The organism is Micromonospora sp. SYSU B005 (assembly GCF_055362685.1).
Genome location: NZ_JAXCFU010000006.1, coordinates 236,545 through 262,464, shown reverse-complemented (window position 1 = coordinate 262,464; position 25,920 = coordinate 236,545). Strand labels below are relative to the sequence as shown.

Here is a 25,920-nt window from a genome sequence, read left to right as displayed (position 1 = left end):
GCCGAGGGCTCGGGTCACCTGGCGGCGGGGCGGCGGCCGACGAGCGTCCCGCTCTCCTCCAGCGCGCTGAGGTAGGACGCCGCCCAGGCGTGGATGTCGTTGTGGGCCAGGTGGTCGCGCATCGCGCGCATCCGGGCCTCGACGTCCTCCGGGCCGGCGCGCAGCGCGGCCAGCAGCCCCTGCTTGAGGCCGTCGAGGTCGTGCGGGTTGACCAGGTACGCCTGCTCCAGTTCGGAGGCGGCGCCGGCGAACTCGCTCAGCAGCAGCGCGCCGGTGCCGTCGACCCGGGCCGCCACGTACTCCTTGGCGACCAGGTTCATGCCGTCGCGCAGCGGCGTCACCGCCATCACGTCCGCGACCCGGTAGAGCGCCACCAGTTCGGCGCGGTCGAACGGCTGGGTGAGGTAGTGGATCGCGGGCTCGCCGACCCGGCCGAACTCGCCGTTGATCCGGCCGACCTGGTGCTCCACCCGGTCGCGCAGGATCTGGTACTGCGCCACCCGGTCGCGGCTGGGCACCGCCACCTGGACCAGCACCGTGTCCCGGACCTTGATGTCGCCGTTGGCGAGCAGCTCCCGGTACGCCTTGAGCCGCTGCTCGATGCCCTTCGTGTAGTCCATCCGGTCGACGCTGAGGATCACGTGCTCGGGCCGGCCGAGGTCCTGCCGCAGCCGGCGGGCCCGCTCGGCGACCTCGGGGCGGGCGGCGAGCGCGGACACCTCGGCGGTGTCGATGGCGACCGGGAAGGCGCCGATGCGCACCACCCGGCCGTCCACGCCGATCCGCCGGTCGGTGGCGGGCAGACCGAGCACCTTGGTGGCGAGCTGGGCGAAGTTGTGCGCGGCCTGGGCCCGCTGGAAGCCGACCAGGTCGGCGCCGAGCATGCCGCGCAGCAGCTCGGCGCGGCGGGGCAGCTGCATGAACAGTTCCGGCGGCGGGAACGGCACGTGCAGGAAGAACCCGATCCGCAGGTCGGGGCGCAGCTCGCGGAGCAGGCCGGGCACCAGCTGGAGGTGGTAGTCCTGCACCCAGACCAGGCCGCCCGGCTCGGCCACCTGGGCCGCGGCCTCGGCGAACCGCTGGTTGACCCGCTGGTACGCCTCCCACCAGCGGCGGTGGTACTCCGGCTGCTCGACGGCGTCGTGGTAGAGCGGCCAGAGGGTGGCGTTGGCGAAGCCCTCGTAGTGGTCGCGGAAGTCCTCGGCGCTCAACGGCACGGTGTGCATGCGCACGCCGTCCACGTCCGGCAGCTCGGGCGCGGGACCGGTGCCGCCGGCCCAGCCCACCCAGGTCGCGGGTGTCTGCCGCAGCAGCGGGTGCAGGGCGCTCACCAGGCCGCCGGGGCTGCGGCGCCACTCGAAGGCGCCGTCGGGCGCCACACTGTCGTCGATGGGGAGGCGGTTGGCCACCACCACGAGGGGGCTCTGTCGCATCTCGGGCAATCCGCTCAGCAGGGGACCGGCGACCCGGAAGGAGACGCAAGCCGGACAGCCGGTGCGGGACGTGACGTTCAGCCTATTCCTACTGACTGTAAGTTACACGCTTGTTACGCCCCGGCCCAGGGCGGGCGGCGTCCCGGCATCCGGGCAGCGCCCGGCGGTGCGGTGTCAGACGACCGCGCCGTCGTCCGGGTCGTGGTCGTCCCGGTCGCCCGGACGCAGCCGCCAGATCAGCATCACGAAACCGGCCAGGATGCCGGTGAAGCCGAGCAGCGTGACCACCGAGGGGTCGACCAGCGACACCACGGTGGGGGACAGGAACAGCAGGAAGCCGAGCACGATGCAGGCCACGCCGAGCACCGCGTACTTGGAGAAGCGGGGCAGCGGTGGCGGCGGGGGCGGGGTGTAGTGATCCTCGTCCGACGCCTCGTCGGGCAGGTTCGCGCCGAACGTGTCCAGGCCGTCGAGCAGCGAGGGCTCGTCGTGGCGGTCCCGGCTGAGCGAGACGCCGGAGACGTCGGCGGCGTACGGCAGCCGGCGCACGTCGGTGGCGGTCGGCCCGGCGGGCTCCTCGGCCCGGCCGCCCGCGGCGGTGCCCGGCGCGGGCGGGTCGTCCACGTCCTCGGCGGCGGGCCAGGGGTGGCTGCCGGCGCTCGGCGTGGTGTGGAAACCGGCGACGATCTTCGCCCACTCGGCCTCGATGTCCGGCTCGTCCGCGCGCGGCGGGTCACCCGCGCCCTCGTCGGCGAGCTGGGTCAGGTAGTCGCGGGCGGTGGTCAGGTGCGACCTGTCGACGTAGAGCCGGTCGACCGGGCGGGCCGGGACGGTGGTGGTGCGGGTCACCGGGTTCAGGTCGGCCGAGGGCTGGAGGTAGGCCGCGATGCCACCGGCGGCGAGCACGTCGAGCAGGTGCTCGCCGACGCGTGGATCGACGTCGCCCGCGACCGCGTACTCGGCCGCGTCGAGCCCGTTGTCCCGTCGTCCCCGACGGGGCCCGCCCCCTGACACCGGACACCCCCTTCGCCGTTCCCTGCCCGTGCCCTGAATCGTGACACGTCGGCACCCGGTTCCGGGAGTGCGTTGTGGCGTGCCGCTCGTCGTTCGTACCCTCTTCCCGGACTCCCGTGGGCGCCGCCGGCGCCCGCGGGGCCGCGCGGCGACCCGTCCGCCGCCACCGACACGGGAAGGACGCCGGTGCTGTACTGGCTGCTGAAGTACGTCGTTCTCGGCCCGTTGCTGAGGCTGATCTTCCGTCCGCGGGTGGAAGGGCTGGAGCACGTTCCGGCCACCGGCCCGGTGATCCTGGCCAGCAACCACCTCTCCTTCTCGGATTCGATCTTCACACCGCTGATCGTCAAGCGAAAAGTCACCTTCATCGCGAAAGCCGAATACTTCACCGGTAAGGGCCTCAAGGGCCGGCTCACCAAGATGTTCTTCGTCGGCTCCGGCACCATCCCGGTCGACCGCTCCGGCGGGCGGGCCGCCCGCGCCGCCCTCGACACCCAGCTCTCCGTGCTGCGCGCCGGTGGCATCGCCGGGATCTACCCGGAGGGCACCCGCTCGCCGGACGGCCGGCTCTACCGGGGCAAGACCGGCGTGGCGCGGCTGGCGCTGGAGAGCGGCGCCCCGGTCGTGCCGATGGCCATGCTCAACTCCGACGCGATCCAGCCCACCGGCCAGATCATCCCGAACCTGGGCCGGGTGCGGATCCGCTTCGGGCCGCCGCTGGACTTCTCCCGCTACGCCGGGATGGCCGGCGACCGGTTCGTCGAGCGGGCGGTCACCGACGAGATCATGTACGAGCTGATGGAGCTGTCCGGCCGCGAGTACGTCGACACGTACGCGCAGAAGGCCAAGAGCGCCGTGGCACGGCAGCCGGTCCCGGCCTGACCCTCAGCCCGCCCCGGCGATCCGGAGCAACCCTCCGGCGGCGTGCCGGCCGGCGAACGCGCGTACCCGGTCCAGCGTCGCCGCCGCGGCCGGCGGATCCGCCTCGGTGAGCGGCCCGACCGCCAGCGCGGACGCGATCATCTGGTCGGTGACGTCGGTCATCTCGGCGTACCCCTCGGCCGCGGCGGTGAGCAGCCGGCCCGCCCGCGCGGCGTCGCCGTCGCCCCGGGCCAGCGCCGCCTCGGCCGACCGCCCGGCGGCCCGCGCCCAGCGGGTGGTGCGCGGCGAGCGCGCCAGCAGGTCGCGCACCAGCACCGCGGCGTCGCCGCCGAGCAGCGCGGCCACGTGGCCGACCGCCGGGACCCACTCGGCGAACGGGATCATCCGGGTCTGCCGCCAGTCCTCGTCCAGCTCGGACAGCAGCGCCACCGCCTCGTCCCGGCGGCCCTGCACCGCGCGGCAGAGCGCGGCGTGCGCCAGCGTGGAGCGCAGTACGCGCTGGAAGCCGCTGCGGCGGGCCGCCACGAGTGCCTGGTCCACCAGGTCCTCGCCGGTGCCCGGGCCGGCCGGGTCGTCGCCGAGCGCCCGGATCCAGCCGGACACGGCCACGATGTGCAGGTCCCACTCGTCGGTCGGGCGCCGCGTCGACCCCTCCGCCATCCGCAGCGCCGACGTCCAGTCCCCGCTGTAGTACGACCGGGCCCACTGGTCGCTGAAGCTCACCGTCAGGGCGTGCTCGCCGGCCAGGTCCAGTGAGCGCTGCTCGTCGACCAGCCGGGCGGAGCCGGCCAGGTCACCCTCCTCCTGCAGCACCCAGGCCAGGTTGTGCACCGCGCGGCGGCGGCTGGTCAACCGCTCCACCCGGCACTCCTCGGTCACCTCGGCCAGCTCGGCGTACGCCTCCTCGGCGCCGGCCTGGTAGCGGACCACGGCGAGCGTGATGCGGGCGTTCGCCCGGGCCTCGCGCAGGCCCAGCCGCTCGGCCAGCTCGGCGGCGGTACGGGCGGCCACACACGCCGGCTCGGTCTCCGCATCCAGCATGTGCGCCCGGGCCAGCTCCAGCAGCACACCCACCTTGTCCTCGCTGTCCGGCAGCGTGGCGTGCAGCCCGATCGCCCGGTCCAGGCAGCGCATCAGCTCCGAACGGTCGGCCCGCGCGAACGCCGCCGTGGCCAGCAGCCGCCACGCCTTCGCCGCGCCGGGCCGGTCACCGGCGCCGGTCAGCCGGTCGGCCAGTGTGGTGAGCAGCGCCGTCCCGCCACCGTCGAGGAAGCCGTCGCGGTCCCGGTAGAACGCCAGCTCGGCCCGGAACAGTTCGAGTGCCGGGTCCGGCCCGCACTCCACGCTCAGCGCGCGGTCCACGAGCGTGGCGGCGGTCTCCAGCGCGTGCAGGTCGTACGCCCGGCGCGCGGCCCGGTGCAGCGCGGACCGGGTCGCGGCGGCGTGCGGGGCCTGGTCCAGCCCGACGGTACGGGCGATCTCGTGCGCCGCCCACCTGTGGTTGGCGAGCACCTCGGCCAGGTCGTGCTGCCGGCCGTCGGCGAGCTGCTCCAGCCAGTCGGCGGTGCGCTGGTGCCGGGCGACCCGCTCGGCCCGGGGCAACCGCTGATAGCAGACGTCCCGGACCAGCACGTGCCGGAACCGGTACTCCGCCTGGCCGGGCATGGTCGAGACGGGCAGCTCGTAGACGAGGTCACGCCGCTGAAGGTGGTGCAGCGCGCGCTCGACCCACTCCACCGGGCGGCCGAGCGCCAACGCGACCGGCGCGGCCCAGAACTGCACGCCGACCACCGAGGCGGCCTGGAGCACCGCGCGGTCGGCCGGGTCGAGCAGGTCCAGCCGGTTGGCGATGACCGCCTGCACGGTACGCGGCATCCCGGCGCCGCCGGCCGGATCGACTAGCGCCAGCCCGGCCGCCCGCTCGGCCAGCCCGCCGTCGAGCAGCATCCGCGCGTACTCCTGGGCGTAGAGCGGGTTGCCGTCGGCGAACTCGATCAGCGGCGCGCGCGCCTCCTGCGGCAGCGTGGCCTGACCGAGCAGCAGCGAGTAGAGCGTGTCGATGTCGCCGTCGTGCATCGGCGGCACCGAGATGGACATCGCCCCGCTGATCGTGCCGGTCCAGGCCGGGTGCCGTTCGCGCAGCTCCGGCCGGGCGGTCGCGACGACGAGCAGCGGCACGTTGCGGGCCGCCGCGCCGAGCTGCTCGACGAAGGACAGCATCGCCTCGTCGGCCCAGTGCATGTCCTCGAAGACGAGCACCGTGGGACCGGTCGCGGCCAGGGTGAGCAGGAACCGCCGCCACGCCGCCTCGGTCTCGGCCGAGGTGAGCCGTTCACCGGTGACGCCGACGAGCGGGCCCAGCGCCTCGGCCAGCCGTACCGCGTGCGGGTCGGCGAGACGGCCCAGCTGCTCGCGCAGCCGGTCCCGGCTGGCGGCCGGGTCGTCCGCGCCGGTCAGCCCGGCCCAGCTCCGGACGATGTCGGCCAGTGCCGCGTAGGTGACGTTCTCGCCGAACGGCGGGCACTGGCCGGTCAGCCAGGTGACCCGGGTGCCGGGCAGGCTGGCGGCGTGCCGGGCCAGCTCGCGCAGCAGCCGGCTCTTGCCCACCCCGGCCGGGCCGAAGACGGTGAGCAGCTGCGAGGTGCGCTCGGTGAGCGTGCGGTGCAGCGCGCTGACGAGCAGGCCCCGCTCGTGGTCCCGGTCGACCATCGGGGTCAGCTCGGCGGTCTGCCCGTCGCGCCGGGGCCGTGCCCGCACGGCCAGCCAGATCCGGCTCACCGCCGAGCGGCCGCGCAACGTGACCGGCGGCTGGTCGTCGTACTCCATCTCGCGCCGGGTCGCCGCCCAGGTGCTCTCGTCGACCACCACGCCGCCCACCGGAGCGAGCCCCTGCAACCGGCTGGCGGTGTTCACCACGTCGCCGGTGACGAACGCCTGGCCGCCGTCGCGCGCCGCGGCCAGGTCGACCAGGGCCTCGCCGGTGGCGATGCCGACCCGGAACCCGAGCGGCGGATGCGGGCCGGCCGGCTGCCGGGCCAGGCTGCGTTGCAGCTCCAGTCCGGCGCGTACGCAGCGCAGCGCGTCGTTGTCGGTGGCGACCGGCGCGCCGAACAGCGCCATGACCGCGTCGCCGATGTACTTCTCCACCACGCCGCCGTACTGGTGCACCAGCCGGCGCACCGTGGCGAAGTAGACCTGTTGCAGGCTGCGGGCCTGCTCCGGGTCGGCCCGCTCGGCGTATGTCGTGAAGTCGACGATGTCGATGAAGAGCACGCTCACCTGGCGGCGGTCCTCCTGCACCGTGACCGCGTGGTCGCGCAGCGGCTGACCGCAGTTGGTGCAGAAGTTGGCGCCGGTGTCGTTGGCGTGGCCGCAGCCTGGGCAGGCAGCCGCAAGCGGGCGACCGCACCCACCGCAGAAACGGTCGTCCGGCCCGGCGGTCCGGGCGCAGTGTCCACAGGTGAGGTCGATGTCCGGCTCCGTACGCGTGAGGTCCCCAGTGTCCCGCGCGGCCGCGCAGTCGGGTACCCGACGGGTCGGCGGGACGTCACGGCTGTTCGGCCGGGTCTAGTCTCCCCTAGCAGGAAGTCCCGTCGACAGGGAGTTTGCCGTGCACGTCCGGCTGTCCGCCTCATGGACCGATCCACGGGGGACGGTGTGGGCCGTCGGCGACACGGTCGACGTGGACGCCGTAACCCTCGCCGAACTGGAGGAAAAAGGCATGGTGGAGCAGCCCGCGGGTAGCGGATCGACCGAGACCACGACCACCACGACGACCCCGCCGAAGAAGACCGACCCGTCGAAGATCGGCCCGGGTCCGAGCTCGCCCCCGGCCGACACCAAGGACGACTGACCGGCGTACGACGAACGCGGCGGGGGCCGGCGGGACGACCGCCGGCCCCCGCCGTCGTCGTGTCAGCGGTCGTTCATGCCGGCCCGGCGGCGCAGCGCGGCCACGTCGGTGACCACGATGCGGCGTCCCTCGGTGCGCAGCCAGCCCCGGCTGGCGAACGAGCCGATGGCCTGGTTGACGCTCTGCCGGGAACCGCCCGCCATCTCGGCGAGCTGGCTCTGGTTCAGCTCGATGGTGATCATCGGGGCCTGGCTCTCGCCTGCGAGCCGGACCAGCGTCTTTGCGACCCGGCCGGGCAGGTCGAGGAAGACGTGGTCGGCGTTCTGCTCGGTGAGCCGGCGGATCAGCTGGCCCAGCGAGCGCATCACCGCGTCCAGGATGCGCGGGTTGGAGTGCACCAGCTCCATGAACGCGGGCCGGGACAGCGCCAGCGCGGCGCAGTCCTCGATCGCCTCGGCCGACGCCGAGCGGGTGGAGGCGTCCAACAGGGACACCTCGCCGAGCACGTCCGGGGGTCGGATCACCGACAGCACCGCGCGTTCACCGGTCGGCGCGGTGCGGAACACCGCCACCGCGCCGCGGCGCAGCACGATCAGCGACTCGCCGGGGTCGTTCTCGACGAAGAGCAGCTGGCCCTTGCGGTAGGTGCGCGGTACGGCCGCGGCGATGACACGCTGCCGCACCTCCGGCTCGAGCCCGGCGAACATCTCCACACCCGTGAGCGCGTCACCCGGCTCCGGCAGGCGAGACTCCACGGCTCAACCCCTCCCCGGTCAGAAGTCACGACTCGCACACCGGGTGAAGCTGTCATTCCCGGTACGAGGCAGCTCAACCGGTTCGGCGCCCGACGGCGGTACACATCAGATCATGACGCTCTCGTCGCGTGCTGTACACCCCCGGAAACACTTCCGTGACCATGCCCGCCCGCCGCCGGCACGGCCGCCGACCTCGGCGGACGCCCCGGCGACCGGTCCGTGCCGGTGATGGGCGAGGATGGGGGCGATGGTCTACCGCTATTTCTACGACTGCGAATTCATCGAGGACGGCCGCATCGTCGACCTGGTGTCGATCGGCGTCGTCGACGAGTACGGCCGCGAGTTCTACGCGGTCTCCACCGAGTTCGACGACTCCCGGGCGGTGCCCTGGGTGCGGCGCAACGTGCTGGACAAGCTCCCGTCGCCGGCCGACCGGGCCTGGCGCTCCCGCGCGCGCATCCGGGACGACCTGCACGAGTTCCTGCTGGAACCGGTGCGGGACCGGCCGGGCGAGCAGCTGGAGCTGTGGGCCTGGTACGCCGCCTACGACCATGTCGTGCTGGCCCAGCTCTGGGGCGCGATGCCGGCGCTGCCCCGGGAGATCCCCCGCTTCACCAAGGAGCTGCGCCAGCTCTGGGACGACCGGGGCCGCCCCCGGCTGCCGGACGCCGAGGCCGACCGGCACGACGCGCTCGTCGACGCGCGGCACAACCTGGCGCGGTGGCGGGCGATGACGGCGCGGGAGGTTTGACCGGTTCCGCCCAGGGCACGGGAGCGGCATCTACGCCGATCCGAGACAGGAGTGCCCCATGAGCAATGAGCCGACAAACGCCGCGGACGCCCGCCGCCGGGTCACCGAGCTGATCAAGGACGCCCGGATCTGCCTGCTCACCACCACCGGCGTGGACGGGCGTCTGATCAGCCGCCCGATGGGGTTGCAGGAGGCGGACTTCGACGGCGACCTGTGGTTCTTCGCGTACGCCGACTCGGCGAAGGTGCGGCAAATCCGGGTCAACCCGCAGGTGAACGTCGGTTTCTCCGACCAGCGCCACCACGCCTGGGTGTCGGTGGCCGGCACCGCCACCGAGGAGTGGGACCCCGAGCGGGCGAAGGAGCTGTGGAGCCCGGTGCTGAAGGCGTGGTTCCCGGACGGGCTGGACACGCCCGGGATCACGTTGATCAAGGTGCACGCCGGGTCGGCGGAGTACTGGGACTCGCCCGGCAGCACGGTGGTCAACCTGCTCGGCTTCGCCAAGGCGGCGGTGACCGGCAAGCCGCCGAAGGCGGGGGAGAACCACGAGGTCAGCTACTGACGGGTAGCCCGTCCGCCGTCCGGAACGGCCCGGGGTGCGGTGTCGGCGTACACCTGTGCCGACTACAGTGCGCAGTGACGGCCCGCCCCGGGCCGGCAACGGCGCCGATGGTCTGATCTGACACATATCCTGGGGCTTATCCGGGCTTCACCTGATGCTCCAGGAGGATGAGCAGATCATGCGTATCGGCGTGCTCACCGGCGGCGGCGACTGCCCAGGTCTCAACGCGGTGATTCGGGCGGTGGTCCGCAAGGGCGTCGCCACCTACGGTCACGAGTTCGTGGGCTTCCGGGACGGCTGGAAGGGCCCGCTCGAGGGCCTGACCAAGCCGCTCGGCATCGCCGAGGTGCGTGGCATCCTGCCGCGCGGCGGCACCATCCTCGGCTCGTCCCGCACCAACCCGTTCAAGATCGAGAACGGCGTGGAGCGGATCAAGGACAACCTCGCCGCCCAGGGCGTGGACGCGCTGATCGCGATCGGCGGCGAGGACACGCTCGGCGTGGCCACCAAGCTGCACGAGCTGGGCGTCAACGTCATCGGTGTGCCGAAGACGATCGACAACGACCTCGGTGCGACCGACTACACGTTCGGTTTCGACACCGCCGTCAACATCGCCATGGAGGCGATCGACCGGCTGCACACCACCGCGGAGAGCCACCACCGCACCCTGGTGGTCGAGGTCATGGGCCGGCACGCCGGCTGGATCGCCCTGCACGCCGGTCTCGCCGGTGGCGCCAACGTGATCCTGCTGCCGGAGCGGCAGTTCGACGTCGAGCAGGTCGCCGGCTACGTCGAGAAGCGCTTCCAGCACCAGTACGCCCCGATCGTCGTGGTCGCCGAGGGCGCCCAGCCGCTGGACGGCCAGATGGTCCTGCACAACCAGGAGCTGGACGCGTTCGGTCACGTCCGTCTCGGCGGCATCGGCCAGTGGCTGGCCGAGCAGCTGGAGGCGAAGACCGGCAAGGAGGCCCGCACCGTGGTGCTCGGCCACATCCAGCGCGGCGGCACCCCGACCGCGTTCGACCGGGTGCTGGCGACCCGGCTCGGCCTGCACGCGATCGACGCCGCGCACGAGGGCGACTGGGGCAAGATGGTCGCGATGCAGAGCACGGACATCGTCCGCGTCCCGCTCGCCGACGCCACCCGCGAGCTGAAGACCGTGCCGCTGGAGCGGTACGCCGAGGCCGAGGTCTTCTTCGGCAGCTGATCGACGGCGCACGGGCGTGGGGGGGGGGGGGGGGGGGGGGGGGCGGGCCCCCCCCCCCCCCCCCCACGCCCTGCCCACGTGACCCGGGAAGGGGTACGGCTGATGGCACGCCAGGTGCACACGGTCGCGGTGATCGGCGCCGGCAAGATCGGTGAGCTGATGCTCTCCGGGCTGCTGCGTTCCGGCTGGCCGGTGGAGCGGCTGCTCGCCACCGCGCGGCGGCCGGCGCGGGCGCGGGAGCTGACCGACCGGTACGGCGTACGGGTGGTGGACAACCTCACCGCCGTGACCGAGGCCGAGGTGCTGGCCGTGTCGGTCAAGCCGCAGGACGCCGCCGCGCTGCTGGACGAGATCGGCCCGAAGGTGCCGGCCGACAAGCTGGTGATCTCGCTCTGCGCCGGCCTGCCGACCGCCTTCTTCAACCGCCGGCTACCAGAGGGCACCCCCGTGGTCCGGGTCATGACCAACACCCCGGCGTTGGTCGACGAGGCGATGAGCGCGATCTCGGCGGGCGCGTACGCCACCGGCGAGCACCTGGCGCTGGCCGAGGAGATGTTCTCGCCGCTCGGCTCGACCGTCCGGGTGCCCGAGTCGCAGCAGGACGCGGTCACCGCGCTCTCCGGCTCCGGCCCGGCCTACTTCTACCTGCTCGTCGAGGCGATGATCGACGCGGGCATCCTGCTCGGCCTGCCACGCCAGGTGGCGCACGAGCTGATCGTGCAGACCGCGATCGGCTCGGCGGTGATGCTGCGCGACTCCGGCGAGCACCCGGTGAAGCTGCGCGAGGCGGTCACCTCGCCCGCGGGCACCACCATCTCCGCGATCCGCGAGCTGGAGAACCACGGCGTACGCGCGGCCATGCTGGCGGCGCTGGAGGCGGCCCGGGACCGGGCCCGGGAACTCGCCGCCCAGGCCGACTGACGCTCAGCCGGGCCGCGACGGCGGCCGGGGGTGCCGCCGCAGCAGCAGGATCAGCACGGCCAGCGCGATCGTCCCCCACAGCGGCACCCAGCGGGGCCGGTGCTGGGCGAGCGTGCCGATCGCGCCGCCGACGCTGTAGCTGACCAGGGCGAGCAGCCCGAGCAGGGTGCCCCGCCGGGCCCGGCCCCGGCCGGCGGCGGGGCCGAACAGCCAGCGGGCGGCCCGCTCACCGGTCTTCGTCGTGGTGTCCGACTGGTAGGTGATCGGCGTCGCGATCCCCGCGGTACGGGTCGCCACGGTGGTCAGGCTGCCCATGGCGACCGCGCCGGCCGCGGCGAGCAGCACACGCGCGGCCGTGCCGTGCCGGCCGTACGCGAGCACCAGGTTGAGCACCGTCCAGACGACCATGGCGGCCTCGGTGACGGCGATGTCCACCAGTGGCGCCGCCGTCGGCCGGGTCCGGCGGCGGAGCAGGTTCACCAGTCCGGCGGCGGTGGCGAACGCGACGATCGAGGCCGCCGAGACCGGCCACGTGGGATGCCCGCCGGCCGGTCCCATGCCGAGGAAGATGGCGTTGCCGGACTGGTTGGCGACGAACGCGCCGTACCGCAGGAACGCGAAGGCGTCCAGCGCGCCGGCGGTGACGACGGCGAGCACGAGCGCCGCGAGCGGGTGGCGGAACTCGCGGTAGGAGTCCGCGGAGCCGTACGGCGCCGACCGGTTCACCCTTCCCCCGTCCGTGTGCAGGAGCGACCACGGCAGCGTCATCGTTTCGCTGTCGGACCGCTGCGGCGAACCTACTATATGTCGCATATGTAGGGTTACGGCCGTTTCGGTAGGCGGTCGCCGGCGGACGGGGTGACATGGCGGCGAGCGGACGCGCGGCCGGCCGGCCGCCCCGCCACAACCTCGTGGCGATCCTGGCGATCGTCGTCCTCTCCGGCGCGTTCTTCGGCTACAACCAGGGCGTCATCAGCGGCGCGCTGCACGACATCCGGCACACGTTCGACGTGGACACCTTCGAGGTGGAGGTGGCGGCGAGCTGGGTGACGCTCGGCGCGCTCGCCGGCGCGCTCGCCGGCGGTCACCTCGCCGACCGGATCGGCCGGCGGGGCGCGCTGTGGGTCGCCGCCGGCGCGTACGTCGTCGGCACGATCGTGCAGGCGGCGGCCCCGGCCATCGGCGCCCTGCTCGGCGCGCGGCTGCTCCTCGGGGTGGGCATCGGCGTGGCCTCGGTCGCCGGGCCGATGTTCGCGGCCGAGGCGGCGCCGGAACGGATCCGGGGCGGCCTGCTCGCGGTCTACCAGTTCTCGACCACCTTCGCGATCTTCATCGGTTACCTGGCGGACGAGCTGTTCACCGGCGGCGAGTCGTGGCGGTACCTGCTCGGTGCCGCGGTCGTGCTGGGCGTGGCGCTGATCCTGGTGACGGTGGTGGTGCCCGACTCGGCGGTCTGGTACCTCAAGCGGGGCGACCGGCGCCGCGCCCGGGAGTCGCTGTGCCGGACCGTTCCCGAGCACCGGGTGGGGCAGCGCCTGCACGAGATCGAGGAGAGTCTGCACGGTCGCAGGGCGAGCTGGCGGGAGCTGCTGTCCCCGCAGTGGCGGCGTCCGCTCGCGCTGGGTGTGGGGCTGGCGCTGTTCCAGCAGACGACCGGGATCAACGGCATCATCTACTACGCCGACTCGATCTTCTCGGCAGCCGGATTCCGTACCCCCGAGGCTCAGCTCTCCGCGACCACCTGGGCGATCGGCGCGGTGGACGCGGCGTTCGCGCTCGTCGCGGTAGGCCTGCTCGACCGCGTCGGCCGCCGCCCGCTGCTGCTGGTCGGCCTGGCGGGGATGGCCGTCTCGCTCGCCGTGGTCAGCGTCAGCTTCCTGGGCGCGGGCGCCGGGCGTGGCGACGGCCGGATCACCACCTCGGGCCTGTTCCTGCTGGTCGGCGTGATCTTCTTCGTCGCCTTCTACGCCGTGTCCATCGGCCCGGGCGCGTGGACCGTGATCAACGAGATCTATCCCGGTCCGATCCGCGGCCGGTGCGTGGCGATCGCGTCGGCGACCCACTGGGGCACCGAGTACCTGATCACGCAGTTCTTCCTGAGCCTGCTCGACGTGCTCGGCCGGTCGGGGGTGTTCGCGCTGTTCGCCGCGCTGTGCGTGCTCGGCTTCCTGTTCGTCCGGCGCTACCTGCCCGAGACCAGGGGCCGGACGCTGGAGCAGATCCAGCAGATCTGGGTTGCCGACTACGACCGGCGCAGGCGGGCGCACGCCGAGTCCTGAGATCTTGCTGAAAGCCTACTTTCTTCGCAAACACCTACTAATGTGGCGATATAGCCGAAAGTACGTGAAGGGATCGCGACGTGCATCTCACGCCGAAGGAATTCGACAAGCTGACGATTCACTCGCTGGCGATGGTGGCCAACGCCCGCAAGGCACGCGGGGTCAAGCTCAACCACCCCGAGGCGGTGGCGGTGATCTGCGCCGCGGCGCTCGAAGGCGCGCGCGAGGGCAAGACCGTCGAGGAGGTCATGAACGATGCGAGCCACGTGCTCACCGCCGACGACGTGATCCCCGGCGTGGCGGACATGATCCCGATGCTCCAGGTCGAAGCGGTCTTCACCGACGGGTCACGGCTGATCACCGTCCACTCACCCATCCAGTAGAGCAGCGACCGGAGGCCACGGTCTCCGGCAGAGCGGGGGCGACATGGCGAAGCAACACCCGGGACCGAACTCCAAGCACCTTCGGCCCATCGGCGGCTACAAGCTCAGCGACCAACCCCTGGAACTCAACGCCGGGCGGCCGGTGACCGAGGTGGTCGTGCAGAACACCGGCGACCGGCCCATCCAGGTCGGTTCCCACTTCCACTTCTTCGAGGCCAACCGCTTCCTGGAGTTCGACCGCCCGGCGGCGTTCGGCAAGCGGCTGAACATCCCGGCCACCACCTCGATCCGGTTCGAGCCCGGCGACCGCAAGACCGTCCAGCTCGTCCCGTACGGCGGTTCCCAGCGGGTGTACGGCTTCAACGGCCTGGTCCAGGGCTGGACCGGGGACGGGCCGATCCCCGGCTACCGGCCGGACCGGGCCGAGGCGCTCCACCAGGCCCAGACGCGCGGCTTCAAGACCACGTCGCAGCAGCAGGACCAGGGCAAGGACCAGGGCAAGGGCCAGGACCAAGGCAAGGGCAAGGGCAAGTAGCCCGGCCACTCTCAGACGCGCCAGAGCTGGAGCGATAACGCATGAGTCAGATCTCACGGCAGGAATACGCCGGAATGTACGGCCCGACCACGGGCGACCAGATCCGGCTGGGTGACACCGACCTCTACATCGAGATCGAGAAGGACCTGCGGGTCCTCGGTGACGAGGTCATGTACGGCGGCGGCAAGACCCTGCGCGACGGCATGGGCAGTGCCAGCCAGGCCACCAGCGCCGAGGGCGTGATCGACCTGGTGATCACCAACGTGACCATCGTGGACGCGCTGCTCGGCGTGGTCAAGGCGGACGTGGGGATCAAGGACGGCAAGATCGCCGGGATCGGCAAGGCCGGCAACCCCAACATCATGGACGGGGTGACCCCGGGCCTGGTGACCGGTCCGGGCACCGACGCGATCTCCGGCGAACACCTGATCCTGACCGCCGGCGGCATCGACGCGCACGTCCACCTGGTCACGCCGCAGCAGGTGTGGGCCGCGCTCAGCAACGGCGTCACCACCCTCTGGGGCGGCGGCACCGGACCCACCGACAGCACCAACGGCGTCACCATCACGCCCGGCCCGTGGAACATCCAGAACATGATGCGGGCCTTCGAGGACCTGCCGATCAACATCGGCCTGCTGGGCAAGGGCAACAGCAGCGGCCGGGCGCCGCTCGTCGAGCAGATCATGGCCGGGGTGCCCAGCTTCAAGATCCACGAGGACTGGGGCGCGCCGCCCGCGGTGATCCGGTCCTGCCTGGCCGTCGCCGACGAGTACGACGTCCAGATCAGCATCCACACGGACACGCTCAACGAGAGCGGCTACATCGAGGACAGCATCGCCGCCTTCGAGGGCCGGACCATCCACACGTTCCACACCGAGGGCGCCGGCGGCGGGCACGCACCGGACATCATCAAGGTCGCCGGCCAGATGAACGTCCTGCCCGCGTCGACCACGCCCACCGTTCCGTACGGCATCAACAGCCAGTCCGAGCTGTACGACATGATCATGGTCTGTCACAACTTCAACCCGAAGGTGCCCTCGGACGTCGCCTTCGTGGAGAGCCGGATCCGCACCGAGACCATCGCCGCCGAGGACGTGCTCCTCGACGAGGGCGTCATCTCGATGATGCAGAGCGACTCGCAGGCCATGGGCCGGGTGGGCGAGACCTGGCTGCGCACCGTCCAGCTCGCCGGGCAGATGAAGAACGTGCGCGGCAAGCTGGCCGAGGACTCCGACGCCAACGACAACTTCCGCGTCCTGCGCTACGTCGCCAAGATGACCATCAACCCGGCGATCACCCAGGGCGTCTCGCACGTCATCGGGTCGGTCAGCCCGGGCAAGCTCGCCGACCTGGTGCTCTGGGAGCCCGCGTTCTTCGGCACGAAGCCGAAGATGGTGCTCAAGGGCGGCATGATCGCCTGGTCGATCATGGGTGACCCGAACGCTTCGTTGCCCACGCCGCAGCCGGTCTACTACCGGCCCATGTTCGGCGCCACCGGTTCGCAGGTCGCCAAGAACTGCGTGACGTTCGTGTCCCGCGCCGCGCACGAGTCGGGCGTGGCCGAGCAGCTGGGCCTGCAACGGCAGGTCATCCCGGTCTACGGCTGCCGCAACCTGACCAAGCGCGACATGGTGCGCAACGACCGCCTGCCGAAGCTCGAGGTCGACCCGGAGACCTTCGCCGTGAAGATGGACGGCGTGCACGCGACGGTGCCGGCGGCCAAGAACCTCCCCCTCAGCCAGCTCTACTTCTTCAGCTGACCCGGCGCGGCGCCCGCCCCGGCCGGGCCGGCGGCGGGGTCGCGTGAAAGGAGAACACATGCTCGTCGAAACGGTACTCGGCAACGTGAACGAGCCAGCCTGGACCGAGCGGCTCCGGGAGGCCAAGGTCGACGACCTGGTCCTCGACCAGTGGGACGCGCAGAAGAGCCGGCTGCGCCGGACCACGAGCCTCGGCACCGAACTGGCGCTGTCCCTGGCCCGCGGCGTACGGCTGCGCGACGGTGACGTGCTCGCGTGGGACGACGCCACCGCGACCGCCGTGGTGGCCCGGATCGCGCTCGGCGAGGTCATGGTCGTGCACCTCGACACGCTGCACGGCGAGTCGCTGGACATGGTGATCCGCTCCGCCGTCGAACTCGGCCACGCGATCGGCAACCAGCACTGGCCGGCGGTGGTGAAGGGCACCAAGATGTACGTCCCGCTCACCGTGGACCGCAAGGTGATGGACTCGGTGATGCGCACGCACGCGTTCACCGGCCTCACCCACGAGTTCATCCCCGGCACCGAGATCATCGCGTACCTGGCCCCGCACGAGTCGCGGCGGCTGTTCGGCGGGGCCGACTCGACCCCGCACACGCACCTGCCCGCCGACCTGAACTGAGGGCCGGGTGTCCACGGTGACCGAGGCCCTGAAGCTGCTCCAGTTCGGCGACTCGGTCTTCCCGGTCGGCGCGTTCTCCTTCTCCAACGGGCTGGAGACGGCGGTCGAACAGGGGGCGGTGCACGACCGGACCACGTTGCAGGAGTTCGTGCGTACCGTCACCCGCGCCGCCGCCACCGGAGACGGAGTGGCGCTGCTCGTGGCGCACCGCGCCGCCCGCGCCGGTGACCTCGACCGGATCCGGGCGGCCGACGAGGCCGTACACCTGCGCAAGATCAATGAGGAGACGCGGACCATGACGGTCCGCATGGGGCGCAAGCTGGCCGAGGCCGCCGAACGGGTGGTGGGGGAGTCCCTGCTTCGCAAGCGCGTCGCGGAGAGCGGCGCCGGCGTCCCGGTCACCTACCCGGTCGCGCTCGGCGTGCTCTTCGCCGAACTCGGCGTGGGGGAGGCGGACGCGTTCGCCGCCCACCAGTACGGCGCGGCCTCCATGGTGCTCGGCGCGGCGGTCCGGCTGATGCGGGTGGACCACCTCGACACCCAGTCGATCCTCTTCGCGGTCAACGAGCGGGTCGGCGAGGACTACGAGGAGGTGCGGACCGCCGGGCTCGACGACATGCAGAGCTTCGCGCCGCACCTCGACGTGCTGGCCGGCGCGCACCAGCACGCACACGTACGGATGTTCATGAGCTGAGCGCTCCCGCTCACCACCTGAAGGGCTCTTCGAAATGAAATCAGCGAGTCGGATCGGCGTCGGCGGCCCGGTGGGCAGCGGCAAGACGGCCATCATCGAGGCCGTCGTGCCCCGCCTGGTCGAGCAGGGCCTGCGCATCCTGGTCATCACCAACGACGTGGTCACCACGGAGGACGCCAAGCACGTCCGCCGCGCCCTGACCGGCGTGCTGGTGGAGGAACGCATCGTCGGCGTGGAGACCGGCGCCTGCCCGCACACCGCCGTGCGTGAGGACCCCAGCATGAACCTCGCCGCGGTGGAGGACATGGAGGCGCGGTTCCCGGACAGCGACGTCGTGCTCATCGAGAGCGGCGGCGACAACCTCACGCTCACCTTCAGCCCCGCGCTCGTCGACTACTTCATCTACGTGATCGACGTGGCGGCCGGCGACAAGATCCCGCGCAAGAACGGCCCTGGTATCTCCAAGTCCGACATCCTCGTGATCAACAAGACCGACCTGGCCCCGTACGTCGACGCCGACCTGGACGTGATGGCCCGCGACGCCGAGCTGATGCGCGGCGGCAAGCCGTTCGTGTTCACCAACTGCAAGACCGGCGAGGGCATCGACGACCTGGTGGACCTGGTTCGCCGCAACGCGCTCTTCGACGCCGAAGTGCTCGCATGACCATTCTGGACTCCGTCCGGGAACTCGCGCCGTACCAGGACCAGCCGGCGCAGCTGCCGGCCGCCGCGAACGGCAAGGTGGGCATCCTCCGGCTGGGGTTCGAGCGGCGCGAGGACCGGACCATCCTGCGCGACGTCTACCGGCAGTCGCCGTTGCTGGTGCAGCGCGCGCTGTACTGGGACGAGGAGATGCCGGGCCTGCCCTGCGTCATGATCCTCACCACCTCCGGCGGCGTGCTTCAGGGCGACCGGCTGCGGATGGACGTCGACCTCGGGCCCGGCGCACAGGCGCACCTGGTCACCCAGGCCGCCACCAAGATCCAGGAGATGGACGCCAACTACGGCACCCAGACCCAGAGCTTCACCCTGGCCGACGACGCCTACCTGGAGTTCCTGCCCGAGCCGGTGATCCCGTTCCGGCGCAGCCGGTTCGTCTCCGACACCGTGGTCCGGCTGCCGGAGACCGCGACAATGCTGTACGCCGAGGTGCTCCAGCCCGGCCGTAAGTACTACCGCGACGGCGAGATCTTCGCGTACGACCTGTTCTCCACCACGCTGCGGGCGCAACGGCCCGACGGACGCCCGCTGTTCGTGGAGAAGTTCGTGATCACTCCCGGCCACTTCCCGGTGTCGCGGATCGGGATGATGGACCGCTTCCACGTCTTCGGCAACGTCGTGCTGCTCACCGACCCGGACCGGGCGGCCCGGGTCTTCGAGCGGACCGCGACGCCGGTGTGGGACGAGCGGACACCGCTGGCCACCGCTGTGAGCCGGCTGCCGAACGACGCCGGCCTGGTGTTCAAGGTGCTCGGGCAGGAGACCGAACCGGTCCGCGCCGCGGTACGCGCGTTCTGCGTCGCCGCCCGGGAAGAGGTGACCGGCTGCACCTTCCCGCCGGTCTTCAGCTGGCGTTGACCAGGAGGACAGCGAGATGGCCGACATCGGACGTGGCTGGCGCCACCTGGCCGACCGGAACCCGGCGGCCGGGTTCGTCGACGCCTGCCTGCGCGGCGCCGCGCAGGTGGTGCTCCAGAACAATCCGCTCAGCGGCCTGCTCATCCTGATCGCGCTCGCCTGGGGCGCGTTCGAGAACGGGACGCCCCGGGTGTTCGGCGGCGGCGTGCTCGGCCTGGTCGTGGGCACCGCGACCGCGCTGGCGCTGCGGGTCGACATGTCGAGCTGGCGCAAGGGCCTGTTCGGGTTCAGCCCGCTGCTGACCGGGCTCGCGGTGCCCACGTTCCTCGACCAGCGCCCGCTGATGTGGCTCTACCTCGTGCTCGGCGCGATCGGCACGGTGGTGGTCACGCTCGCCCTCAACGCCGTCTTCAAGCGCTGGAACCTGACCGCCTACACGTTCCCGTTCGTGCTCACGACGTGGTTCCTGCTGATGGCGGCGTACCAGTTCGACAGGTTCACGGTGCTCACCAAGCTGACGCCGAAGTTCCCCGGTGAGGGATCGTCGGCCGGCGGCACGTTCGACTGGGGCCTCGTTCCGACGTTCTTCAAAGGCGTGTCCCAGGTCTACCTGATCGAGAGCTGGGTCACCGGCCTGCTCATCCTCGTCGCCCTGCTGATCAACTCCCGGTGGTCGGCGCTGTTCGCGGTGATCGGCGCCGTCGGCGCGACACTGCTGGCGCTCTGGTTCGGCGCCGACGGCGCATCGCTGGACAAGGGGCTGTTCGCCTTCAACGCGGTGCTGACCGCGATCGTGGTGGGCGCTGTCGCGCACCGCCCCGGCGCGCTGGTCACCGTCTACACGCTGTTCGGGATCGCGCTGACGCTGGTCGTGCAGATGGCGCTGACCACCATGCTCACGCCGCTGGGCATTCCCGTGCTGACCGGCCCGTTCAACATCGCCACCTGGCTGTTGCTGCTGCCCGACCGGCACTTCGCGCCGGTGCCCAACCACGAACGGGTCAAGGACAGCGTCCTGCACACCGTCCGCGACTCCGTCCACCTGCGAGAGAAGGAGGGAAACCGTGTCCGCTCCGAACGCGGGTGACACCGCCTGGGTGCTGGTCTGCGCCGGCCTCGTCCTGTTCATGACGCCGGGACTCGCCGCGTTCTACGGCGGCATGGTCCGCACCCGCAACGTGCTGGCGATGCTGCAACAGAACATGATCGCGCTGGGCGTGGTCAGCCTGACCTGGGTGCTCGTCGGTTACACCATCGCCTTCGGCGACGACGCCGGCAGCGGGCTGTTCGGCAACCTGGAACTGTTCGGGCTCACCGACCTGAAGGTGCCGCCCGCACCCAACCTGCACGTCGTCGACGGCCGGATCACCATCCCGACGCTGGCGTTCGTCCTGTTCCAGATGATGTTCGCGGTGATCACACCGGCGCTCGTCACCGGCGCCACCGCCGGTCGGCTGCGCTTCGGCGGCTGGGTGCTGTTCCTCGCGGTCTGGTCGATAGTCGTGTACGCGCCGATCGCCCACTGGCTCTGGCACCCCGGCGGATGGCTCGCCAAGTTCGGCACCCAGGACTGGGCCGGCGGGCTCGTCGTGCACGCCAGCGCGGGCGCCGCCGTCCTCGCCGTGCTGCTCGTCGTCGGCCGGCGCCGGGACTGGCCGCACACCGCCGCACCACCGAACTCGATCCCGCTGACCATCGTCGGCGCCGGCATCCTCTGGTTCGGCTGGTTCGGCTTCAACGGCGGCGACGGACTCCAGGCCAACGGCCTCGCCGCGCAGGCCGTCCTCAACACGCACCTCGCCGCCGCCGCGGCGATGCTCGTCTGGCTGGCGCTGGAACGCGTCACGGACGGACACAGCACCGTCGTGGGCGCGGTCTCCGGCGCGGTCGCGGGCCTCGCCACTGTCACCCCGACCGCCGGGTACGTCAACGCGGCCTCGGCCGTGGCGATCGGCGCGCTGGCCGGCCTGGTCTGCCACTTCGCGCTGAAACTGAAGTACCTGCTGCGCCTCGACGACGCGCTCGACGTGCTCGCCGTGCACTTCGTCGGCGGCATGCTCGGCACGCTCCTGCTCGGCCTGTTCGGCAACCGCGGGGTCAACCCGCTCGGCGCCGACGGGCTGTTCCTCGGCGGCGGAGGCGGCCTGCTGTGGCGCCAGCTCGTCGGCGTGGTGAGCGTCGTCGCGTTCTCCTTCGTTCTCACCTGGCTGATCGCCGCCGGGGTGCAGGCACTCATCGGCCTGCGCGTGCCGCCGGCCGACCAGGAACGCCTGGACCAGGCGCAACAGGGGGCCGACGCGTACCACCTGGGCGGGGTCACCAGCCTGACCGCGCCCGGCGCGCCCCGCCGCCGTACCGGAGCGGCGCCGGCCGGCGAACCGGCAGTGCCGCCCGGCCAGCGGGTACGGCTGGTCACCGCGCTGCTGGAACCGGACCCGGCGGCGAACAGCGCCGACCTGCGCGACGCGCTGCTGCGCGCGGGCGCGATCTCGGTCATCGTCAGCGACGCCGCCGTGGCGACGACGACGCCACAGGCCAGCCTGCTGCCGCGTGGTTACTGGCAGGACCAGCCGTTGTCGGCCCGGCTGCGCGTCACGGTGCTGGTGGGTGCGGACGGGGTGGGGGCGGTGCTGGACGAACTGGACCGGATGGGCGCGCGCCGGAGCGACACGTTCGTGCAGGAGGCGGAACGCGTCCAATCCTGACCGAGGGGTGACTCCCACCGAGCAGGATCGAGACGTCTGATTCCTTGAGTGGTAGGGCGCGTTGACGCAGGCTGTGCATATGGCGCGACAGCATTCTCCGATCCTCGACCCGCCACTCGGCCACGGCCTTCGCCATGCGCTGGGATCGGGCGGCTCGTGGTAGCGGGCAACGGTCACGTCGACAGGCCAAGCCGTCGAGTCCCGCGACGGGACATGATCATCCGCCCGTTCCCCGTCTTGGCTGCGGACCAACAGCCTGAGGCCGTTCTGGACCGTTTGCGCGGGTGGGCGGAAGGGCAGGCTGAGGACGCGGTTGCCTGGTACCTGCGCGACAAGGCGGTACGCCGCAGGATCTCCCGCCTGCTGCGCGGCTGCGCGATTCTGCTGGGGATCGCTGGCGGAGTCGTACCCCTCATCAGCGCGGCGAGCGCTGGGAGCGGCGCCAGCTGGGGATATGTCCTGCTCGCCTTGGCTGGTGGCTGCCTGGCCTTCGACCACTTCTTTGGCCTGTCCTCGGCCTGGATGCGCGACATCGCTACCGCGCAAGCGCTTCAGCGGGCACTCATTCAGTTCCGGCTGGACTGGGTTGCCACGCAGTTGGGTGTCGCGGCCACGGAGGACGCGGTGATACGCCGGCGCGAGGAACTAATCCGTGTGCTCGTGCTGCGGACGGCCGAGTTGGTCGAGGCGGAGACCGGCGAGTGGCTGAGTGAGTTTCGAAGCAACATCGGTGACCTGAACCGGCGGAGCGGATGGTCGCCCGCAGCGGACCACACCTCCGTCGGAGCGGGTCAATCGGCCGGTGCCGCCGGCAAGCAGGCTGATATCACTTGAGGCCGCCTCGGGTGCGGTGCCGCACTGAAGGTGTAGTGCTCGCGCAACTCGCGGAAGGCGTCGAGCGTCACGTCCGGCGCGTACTGCGGAGGATCATCGCTCTTGATTTCTGCTGCGGTGACGGCCGCCGGGTCCCAGTGGGACAGTGCCACCAAGCCGCGCCAGAGGTCGGAGTCGTGGTGGGTGCCGTAGCGAGCCCAGGCGGCGAGCATCCCTGCTCGCTTGGCCATTGCCACGTCCTTGCTCAGGCTGTCGCCCACGTACAGGCAGTGGGCGGCCGGAACGCCGAGCTGATCGGAGATCTGACGGGCGATCTCCGGGTTGGGCTTGCGTGCGGTCGGTGGCAGCACGCGAACTTCGATTGCGGCCGGAAGGGACCGTCGATCGGCGCCCAACGGGTGTGGTGGCCCGACGAACCGGGGCGCGTAGATCGCCTCCAACATCGCGTCCAACCCGAGCGACCTTGCTCGACTGCTGATGTTCACGTCCTTGGCCTCGGTGTGCCCCACAACGTGACAACCTGTGGCCTTGATGGCCCGGAGCGTGCTTTCCACGTCCGGATAGAGGTGAAGGTGACGTCGCCGGACCTCGTTGAAAGCGGCGAAGGCCGGCAGTAGGTGCTCGTGTCGGGCTCGTTGGCTCATCCCGGGCAGGCATCGCTCGACGGCAGAGGTCTCGAGCAGCGCGAAGGGGTGCTCGGTGTTGCCGTGGTTGCGGTGCACGGCTTGGAGATCGCCCCGCAGCTCGTCCTCGGACACGTCGAGGAGTTCGGCGGCTACGGCCACCATCGCTCGCACTGCCGGCACGAAGTACGCCACCCAGTCGTACAACGTGTTGTCCATGTCGAGGATGAGGGCGTGCACGACCGGCCGTCTGATGGTCATGGGGAAACGACCTTCCAGGGGGCAATCTCAAGCCGGCCGTCTGACCCTGTTGCCAGCGGGGCCCGCCAGGTCATGAAGCGTTCGAACGAGCCTTGTTGTTGACTCCGGTACATCTCCAACTCCACGACTGGGCCCGCCATCCGGATCAGGTTGAAGAAGTTACGCCGCCCGTCTGACGATCTCGAGCCGCTGCTCCCACCACCGACGATGTTGAAGCGTCCCAGGTCCCAGCGTTCGTTGCTGTATTCGGGGAGATGGTACGCCTCGGTGCGCCAGACGAACGCGCGGTGTTTGTGCCCGTGCACCGCGAGGTGCACCCCGTCACGGGCGGCCAGGCGCTGGATCCTGGGTGCGTCGATGGCGATCCCGAAACCCGTCGCGTACTCGTCGGGCGATTCGAGGTCCTCGGTCAGTGCGAGATGATGATGCAGCGCGAGCACGCGCAGGGCTGATCCAGGGCTCGACCAGGCGAGCGCGTTGGTCACCTCGCGGTACGCGGACTCCTGCACCCGGCCCATGCCCGCCAGGAACGACTGCCCCTGTTCCAGTGAGCTGGAGTTGACCGCGGCGATGTCGACCAGGTTTCCGCCCGGGAAGACGAAACGGCGAGCCATCGACAGGTGGGGTGAGGCCGGGTATCCGTAGAGCGCTTGAAAGAACTCCCGGTAGTTAGCCGTTGCAGTCGCCGGAGCCACCTCGACCGGTGCTCCGTATTCGTACGAGTCACCGCGGGTCCAGGCGATGTCGTGATTGCCGGGGATGACGACGAGATGCTACATGCCCAGCCCGAGCAGCCCATTGGTGAGCTTGAAGAGGCCGGCCCGCGCCGCCGCGAACTCGTCGCGGTGGGCGACGTAGGTGAGATCGCCCGTTACGAGGACCGCTCCTACCGACCGCTGATCACGAGCCAGGGCATCGGAGATCGCGTCGACCATTGTCGGGCGAGTAGTGCCGTCCTCGGTCTCCAGCCGCCACTGATGCTCCGACCGAAACCGCCCGGTCGCATAGTGCGGATCGGTGAGGTGCAGCAGCCACGGCCCTGGGCAGGCGATCGGCTCGGGGGACAGCGCGCCGTCCTGGCGTGGCGACGCGGTCAGGAACCGCTCACTGGAGTCAGCCGGCTGGGCCGGACGGATCTCCCAGATGGTGGTGTCCATCGCGCGCAGCTCGTCAGCGTCCAGGATCCGCTTACCCACCAGCCGCTCCAGTTGGCCCGGCGGATGATGTGGCAACGGCGGTGCGGCGGCGAAGGAGAACTTCCCGAAGAATTCCATCGGCTCCTCGGCCAGGGCCACCAGCCGTAGCCATCCCCGGCTGTGCCGACTCGCCCGATAGTAGGGTGGAACGCCGTCCCGTTCGGCGTCGGGCGGACTGAGCGAGGTGAAGGCCCCGAGATCGTCCGGCTGCGGCAGGATCACGCGGTTGACGATGGCGGGATGAACGAGGCCCGTCCCGGAGTGGAACAGCCCGATCGGCACCCGACGTCCCTCCAGCGTCTCGCGTTCGAGCGCCTTCCATACCTCCAGTCGGCCGGGTTCGTTGGGTCGCTTCCACCAGCCCCACCAGCACCAACCACGTTCCTGCAGGACGGCGCGATGCTCGGGCAGGGTGTCGGCGACCAGATCCCGGTACCGGAACAGGTACCGCGGGTCCGGGGTGCTGGGGCTGGGCGAACGATCGCTCATGCCAGTGAGCCTCCAACGACGGGCGAGGGGCGTCCGGGCAAGCCGAGGGCCGATCCGGGAGGAACCATCTGTATACCCGAGCGCGACGATGCTCGATACCCGGCGCCGTTCCGGCGGTGCCGTGTGGCGGCAGCTTCCCTCCGGACGGTCGTGCCGCATACTGGCCCGGTGTTCACTCTCGCCCAGGCGCGACACCTGGTGGCCACGTTGCGGCCGCGCGTCGACGAGCTGATCCGGCTGCGGGCCGACCTGGCCGAGTTGCGGGTCGATCTGGCTGATCGCGGCGTCAGCGCGCTCGGTGGGTTGGCCGAGGTGAAGGCGCTGGAGGCGCGGTTGCATCTCGTGGTGGACGAGTTCCATCAGCACGAGATCGCGGTCAAGGGGATCGCCCCGGTGCTGCTCGACTTCCCCGGTGAGCGCGACGGCCGGGCGGTGCTGTGGTGCTGGCTGGAGGGGGACACCGACATCCGGTGGTATCACCGGGTCGAGTGCGGGTTCGCCGGCCGCCGTCCCGTCTGAGCCGACCCGGCGATGTGCCTGACCTTCCCGGCGGAGCCGTCCTTGGCCGAGGTCTTCTTCGGTA

26 protein-coding genes are annotated in these 25,920 nt (G+C 71.3%); 18 read left to right on the top strand and 8 right to left on the bottom strand.

The window, feature by feature from the left end:
- Positions 1 to 14 precede the first annotated feature (14 nt).
- Complete coding sequence (locus SM452_RS16680; RefSeq protein ID WP_194801177.1) at positions 15 to 1,433, bottom strand: alpha,alpha-trehalose-phosphate synthase (UDP-forming); 1,419 nt, start codon at positions 1,431 to 1,433, stop codon at positions 15 to 17.
- A gap of 174 nt (positions 1,434 to 1,607) precedes the next feature.
- Positions 1,608 to 2,447, bottom strand: a complete 840-nt coding sequence (locus SM452_RS16675) for a DUF308 domain-containing protein (protein WP_355512734.1) — start codon at positions 2,445 to 2,447, stop codon at positions 1,608 to 1,610.
- Positions 2,448 to 2,633: 186 nt separating this feature from the next.
- Here SM452_RS16675 and SM452_RS16670 point away from each other — a divergent pair, with 186 nt between their 5' ends.
- Positions 2,634 to 3,329 (top strand): lysophospholipid acyltransferase family protein, encoded by a 696-nt coding sequence (locus SM452_RS16670; protein ID WP_355512732.1) that lies wholly within the window; start codon positions 2,634 to 2,636, stop codon positions 3,327 to 3,329.
- A gap of 3 nt (positions 3,330 to 3,332) precedes the next feature.
- Here SM452_RS16670 and SM452_RS16665 read toward each other — a convergent pair whose 3' ends face one another.
- Positions 3,333 to 6,800: an ATP-binding protein gene (locus SM452_RS16665; RefSeq protein ID WP_463840272.1), complete on the bottom strand. Its 3,468-nt coding sequence runs from the start codon at positions 6,798 to 6,800 to the stop codon at positions 3,333 to 3,335.
- A 139-nt stretch (positions 6,801 to 6,939) separates the two neighbouring features.
- On the opposite strand from SM452_RS16665, the gene SM452_RS16660 reads away from it, so the two are divergent.
- Positions 6,940 to 7,182 (top strand): hypothetical protein, encoded by a 243-nt coding sequence (locus SM452_RS16660; RefSeq protein ID WP_135241323.1) that lies wholly within the window; start codon positions 6,940 to 6,942, stop codon positions 7,180 to 7,182.
- Between the two features lie 62 nt (positions 7,183 to 7,244).
- On the opposite strand, the gene SM452_RS16655 is transcribed toward SM452_RS16660, so the two are convergent.
- Complete coding sequence (locus tag SM452_RS16655; protein WP_013287664.1) at positions 7,245 to 7,937, bottom strand: Crp/Fnr family transcriptional regulator; 693 nt, start codon at positions 7,935 to 7,937, stop codon at positions 7,245 to 7,247.
- 247 nt (positions 7,938 to 8,184) lie between these two features.
- Here SM452_RS16655 and SM452_RS16650 point away from each other — a divergent pair, with 247 nt between their 5' ends.
- The 4 genes from SM452_RS16650 (at position 8,185) to proC (ending at position 11,378) form a co-directional block, all read left to right on the top strand.
- On the top strand, positions 8,185 to 8,688 hold the full coding sequence (locus SM452_RS16650; RefSeq protein WP_013287663.1) for a polyadenylate-specific 3'-exoribonuclease AS: 504 nt from the start codon (positions 8,185 to 8,187) through the stop codon (positions 8,686 to 8,688).
- Positions 8,689 to 8,746: 58 nt separating this feature from the next.
- On the top strand, positions 8,747 to 9,250 hold the full coding sequence (locus SM452_RS16645; protein WP_355512729.1) for a pyridoxamine 5'-phosphate oxidase family protein: 504 nt from the start codon (positions 8,747 to 8,749) through the stop codon (positions 9,248 to 9,250).
- 178 nt (positions 9,251 to 9,428) lie between these two features.
- Positions 9,429 to 10,457: a 6-phosphofructokinase gene (locus SM452_RS16640; RefSeq protein WP_030273929.1), complete on the top strand. Its 1,029-nt coding sequence runs from the start codon at positions 9,429 to 9,431 to the stop codon at positions 10,455 to 10,457.
- Positions 10,458 to 10,559: 102 nt separating this feature from the next.
- Positions 10,560 to 11,378 carry a pyrroline-5-carboxylate reductase gene (gene proC, locus SM452_RS16635; protein WP_463840234.1) on the top strand — a complete coding sequence of 273 codons (819 nt, stop codon included), beginning with the start codon at positions 10,560 to 10,562 and terminating at the stop codon, positions 11,376 to 11,378.
- Positions 11,379 to 11,381: 3 nt separating this feature from the next.
- Here proC and SM452_RS16630 read toward each other — a convergent pair whose 3' ends face one another.
- A complete protein-coding gene (locus tag SM452_RS16630; RefSeq protein ID WP_422746776.1) occupies positions 11,382 to 12,104 on the bottom strand; it encodes a DUF1275 family protein in 723 nt (240 codons plus the stop codon).
- 137 nt (positions 12,105 to 12,241) lie between these two features.
- Here SM452_RS16630 and SM452_RS16625 point away from each other — a divergent pair, with 137 nt between their 5' ends.
- From SM452_RS16625 to SM452_RS16575, 11 genes are all read left to right on the top strand, one after another.
- A complete protein-coding gene (locus tag SM452_RS16625; RefSeq protein WP_422746778.1) occupies positions 12,242 to 13,657 on the top strand; it encodes a sugar porter family MFS transporter in 1,416 nt (471 codons plus the stop codon).
- Between the two features lie 80 nt (positions 13,658 to 13,737).
- A complete protein-coding gene (locus tag SM452_RS16620) occupies positions 13,738 to 14,040 on the top strand; it encodes an urease subunit gamma (protein ID WP_013287657.1) in 303 nt (100 codons plus the stop codon).
- Between the two features lie 43 nt (positions 14,041 to 14,083).
- Positions 14,084 to 14,575 (top strand): urease subunit beta, encoded by a 492-nt coding sequence (locus SM452_RS16615; RefSeq protein WP_120568787.1) that lies wholly within the window; start codon positions 14,084 to 14,086, stop codon positions 14,573 to 14,575.
- A 41-nt stretch (positions 14,576 to 14,616) separates the two neighbouring features.
- Positions 14,617 to 16,335, top strand: a complete 1,719-nt coding sequence (locus tag SM452_RS16610) for an urease subunit alpha (RefSeq protein ID WP_463840233.1) — start codon at positions 14,617 to 14,619, stop codon at positions 16,333 to 16,335.
- Between the two features lie 58 nt (positions 16,336 to 16,393).
- Entirely contained in the window at positions 16,394 to 16,957 is a 564-nt protein-coding gene (locus SM452_RS16605) for an urease accessory protein UreE (protein ID WP_013475749.1), read from the top strand.
- A 16-nt stretch (positions 16,958 to 16,973) separates the two neighbouring features.
- Complete coding sequence (locus SM452_RS16600) at positions 16,974 to 17,651, top strand: urease accessory protein UreF (RefSeq protein WP_302907669.1); 678 nt, start codon at positions 16,974 to 16,976, stop codon at positions 17,649 to 17,651.
- A gap of 34 nt (positions 17,652 to 17,685) precedes the next feature.
- Positions 17,686 to 18,315 carry an urease accessory protein UreG gene (ureG, locus tag SM452_RS16595; protein WP_013287653.1) on the top strand — a complete coding sequence of 210 codons (630 nt, stop codon included), beginning with the start codon at positions 17,686 to 17,688 and terminating at the stop codon, positions 18,313 to 18,315.
- Positions 18,312 to 19,229, top strand: coding sequence for an urease accessory protein UreD (locus tag SM452_RS16590; RefSeq protein ID WP_355511624.1), 918 nt, complete (start codon positions 18,312 to 18,314; stop codon positions 19,227 to 19,229). Before ureG ends, SM452_RS16590 begins: the two co-directional genes overlap by 4 nt.
- A 16-nt stretch (positions 19,230 to 19,245) precedes the next feature.
- The gene (gene yut / locus SM452_RS16585) at positions 19,246 to 20,316 is read left to right on the top strand and encodes an urea transporter (RefSeq protein ID WP_120568791.1); all 1,071 of its coding nucleotides are present in this window, start codon (positions 19,246 to 19,248) and stop codon (positions 20,314 to 20,316) included.
- On the top strand, positions 20,294 to 21,934 hold the full coding sequence (locus SM452_RS16580) for an ammonium transporter (RefSeq protein WP_194801188.1): 1,641 nt from the start codon (positions 20,294 to 20,296) through the stop codon (positions 21,932 to 21,934). Before yut ends, SM452_RS16580 begins: the two co-directional genes overlap by 23 nt.
- A 213-nt stretch (positions 21,935 to 22,147) precedes the next feature.
- Positions 22,148 to 22,768 (top strand): SLATT domain-containing protein, encoded by a 621-nt coding sequence (locus SM452_RS16575; RefSeq protein ID WP_463840232.1) that lies wholly within the window; start codon positions 22,148 to 22,150, stop codon positions 22,766 to 22,768.
- Here SM452_RS16575 and SM452_RS16570 read toward each other — a convergent pair.
- From SM452_RS16570 to SM452_RS16560, 3 genes are read right to left on the bottom strand one after another with little or no spacing between them, the layout of a single operon-like run.
- The gene (locus SM452_RS16570; protein WP_463840231.1) at positions 22,726 to 23,652 is read right to left on the bottom strand and encodes an HAD family hydrolase; all 927 of its coding nucleotides are present in this window, start codon (positions 23,650 to 23,652) and stop codon (positions 22,726 to 22,728) included. The genes SM452_RS16575 and SM452_RS16570 overlap by 43 nt on opposite strands.
- Entirely contained in the window at positions 23,649 to 24,413 is a 765-nt protein-coding gene (locus SM452_RS16565) for a hypothetical protein (protein WP_463840271.1), read from the bottom strand. The genes SM452_RS16570 and SM452_RS16565 overlap by 4 nt, the downstream gene beginning before the upstream one ends.
- A 12-nt stretch (positions 24,414 to 24,425) precedes the next feature.
- A complete protein-coding gene (locus tag SM452_RS16560; protein WP_463840230.1) occupies positions 24,426 to 25,337 on the bottom strand; it encodes a hypothetical protein in 912 nt (303 codons plus the stop codon).
- A 168-nt stretch (positions 25,338 to 25,505) separates the two neighbouring features.
- Here SM452_RS16560 and SM452_RS16555 point away from each other — a divergent pair, with 168 nt between their 5' ends.
- Positions 25,506 to 25,856, top strand: coding sequence for a DUF2203 domain-containing protein (locus SM452_RS16555; RefSeq protein ID WP_463840229.1), 351 nt, complete (start codon positions 25,506 to 25,508; stop codon positions 25,854 to 25,856).
- Positions 25,857 to 25,920: the final 64 nt, after the last annotated feature.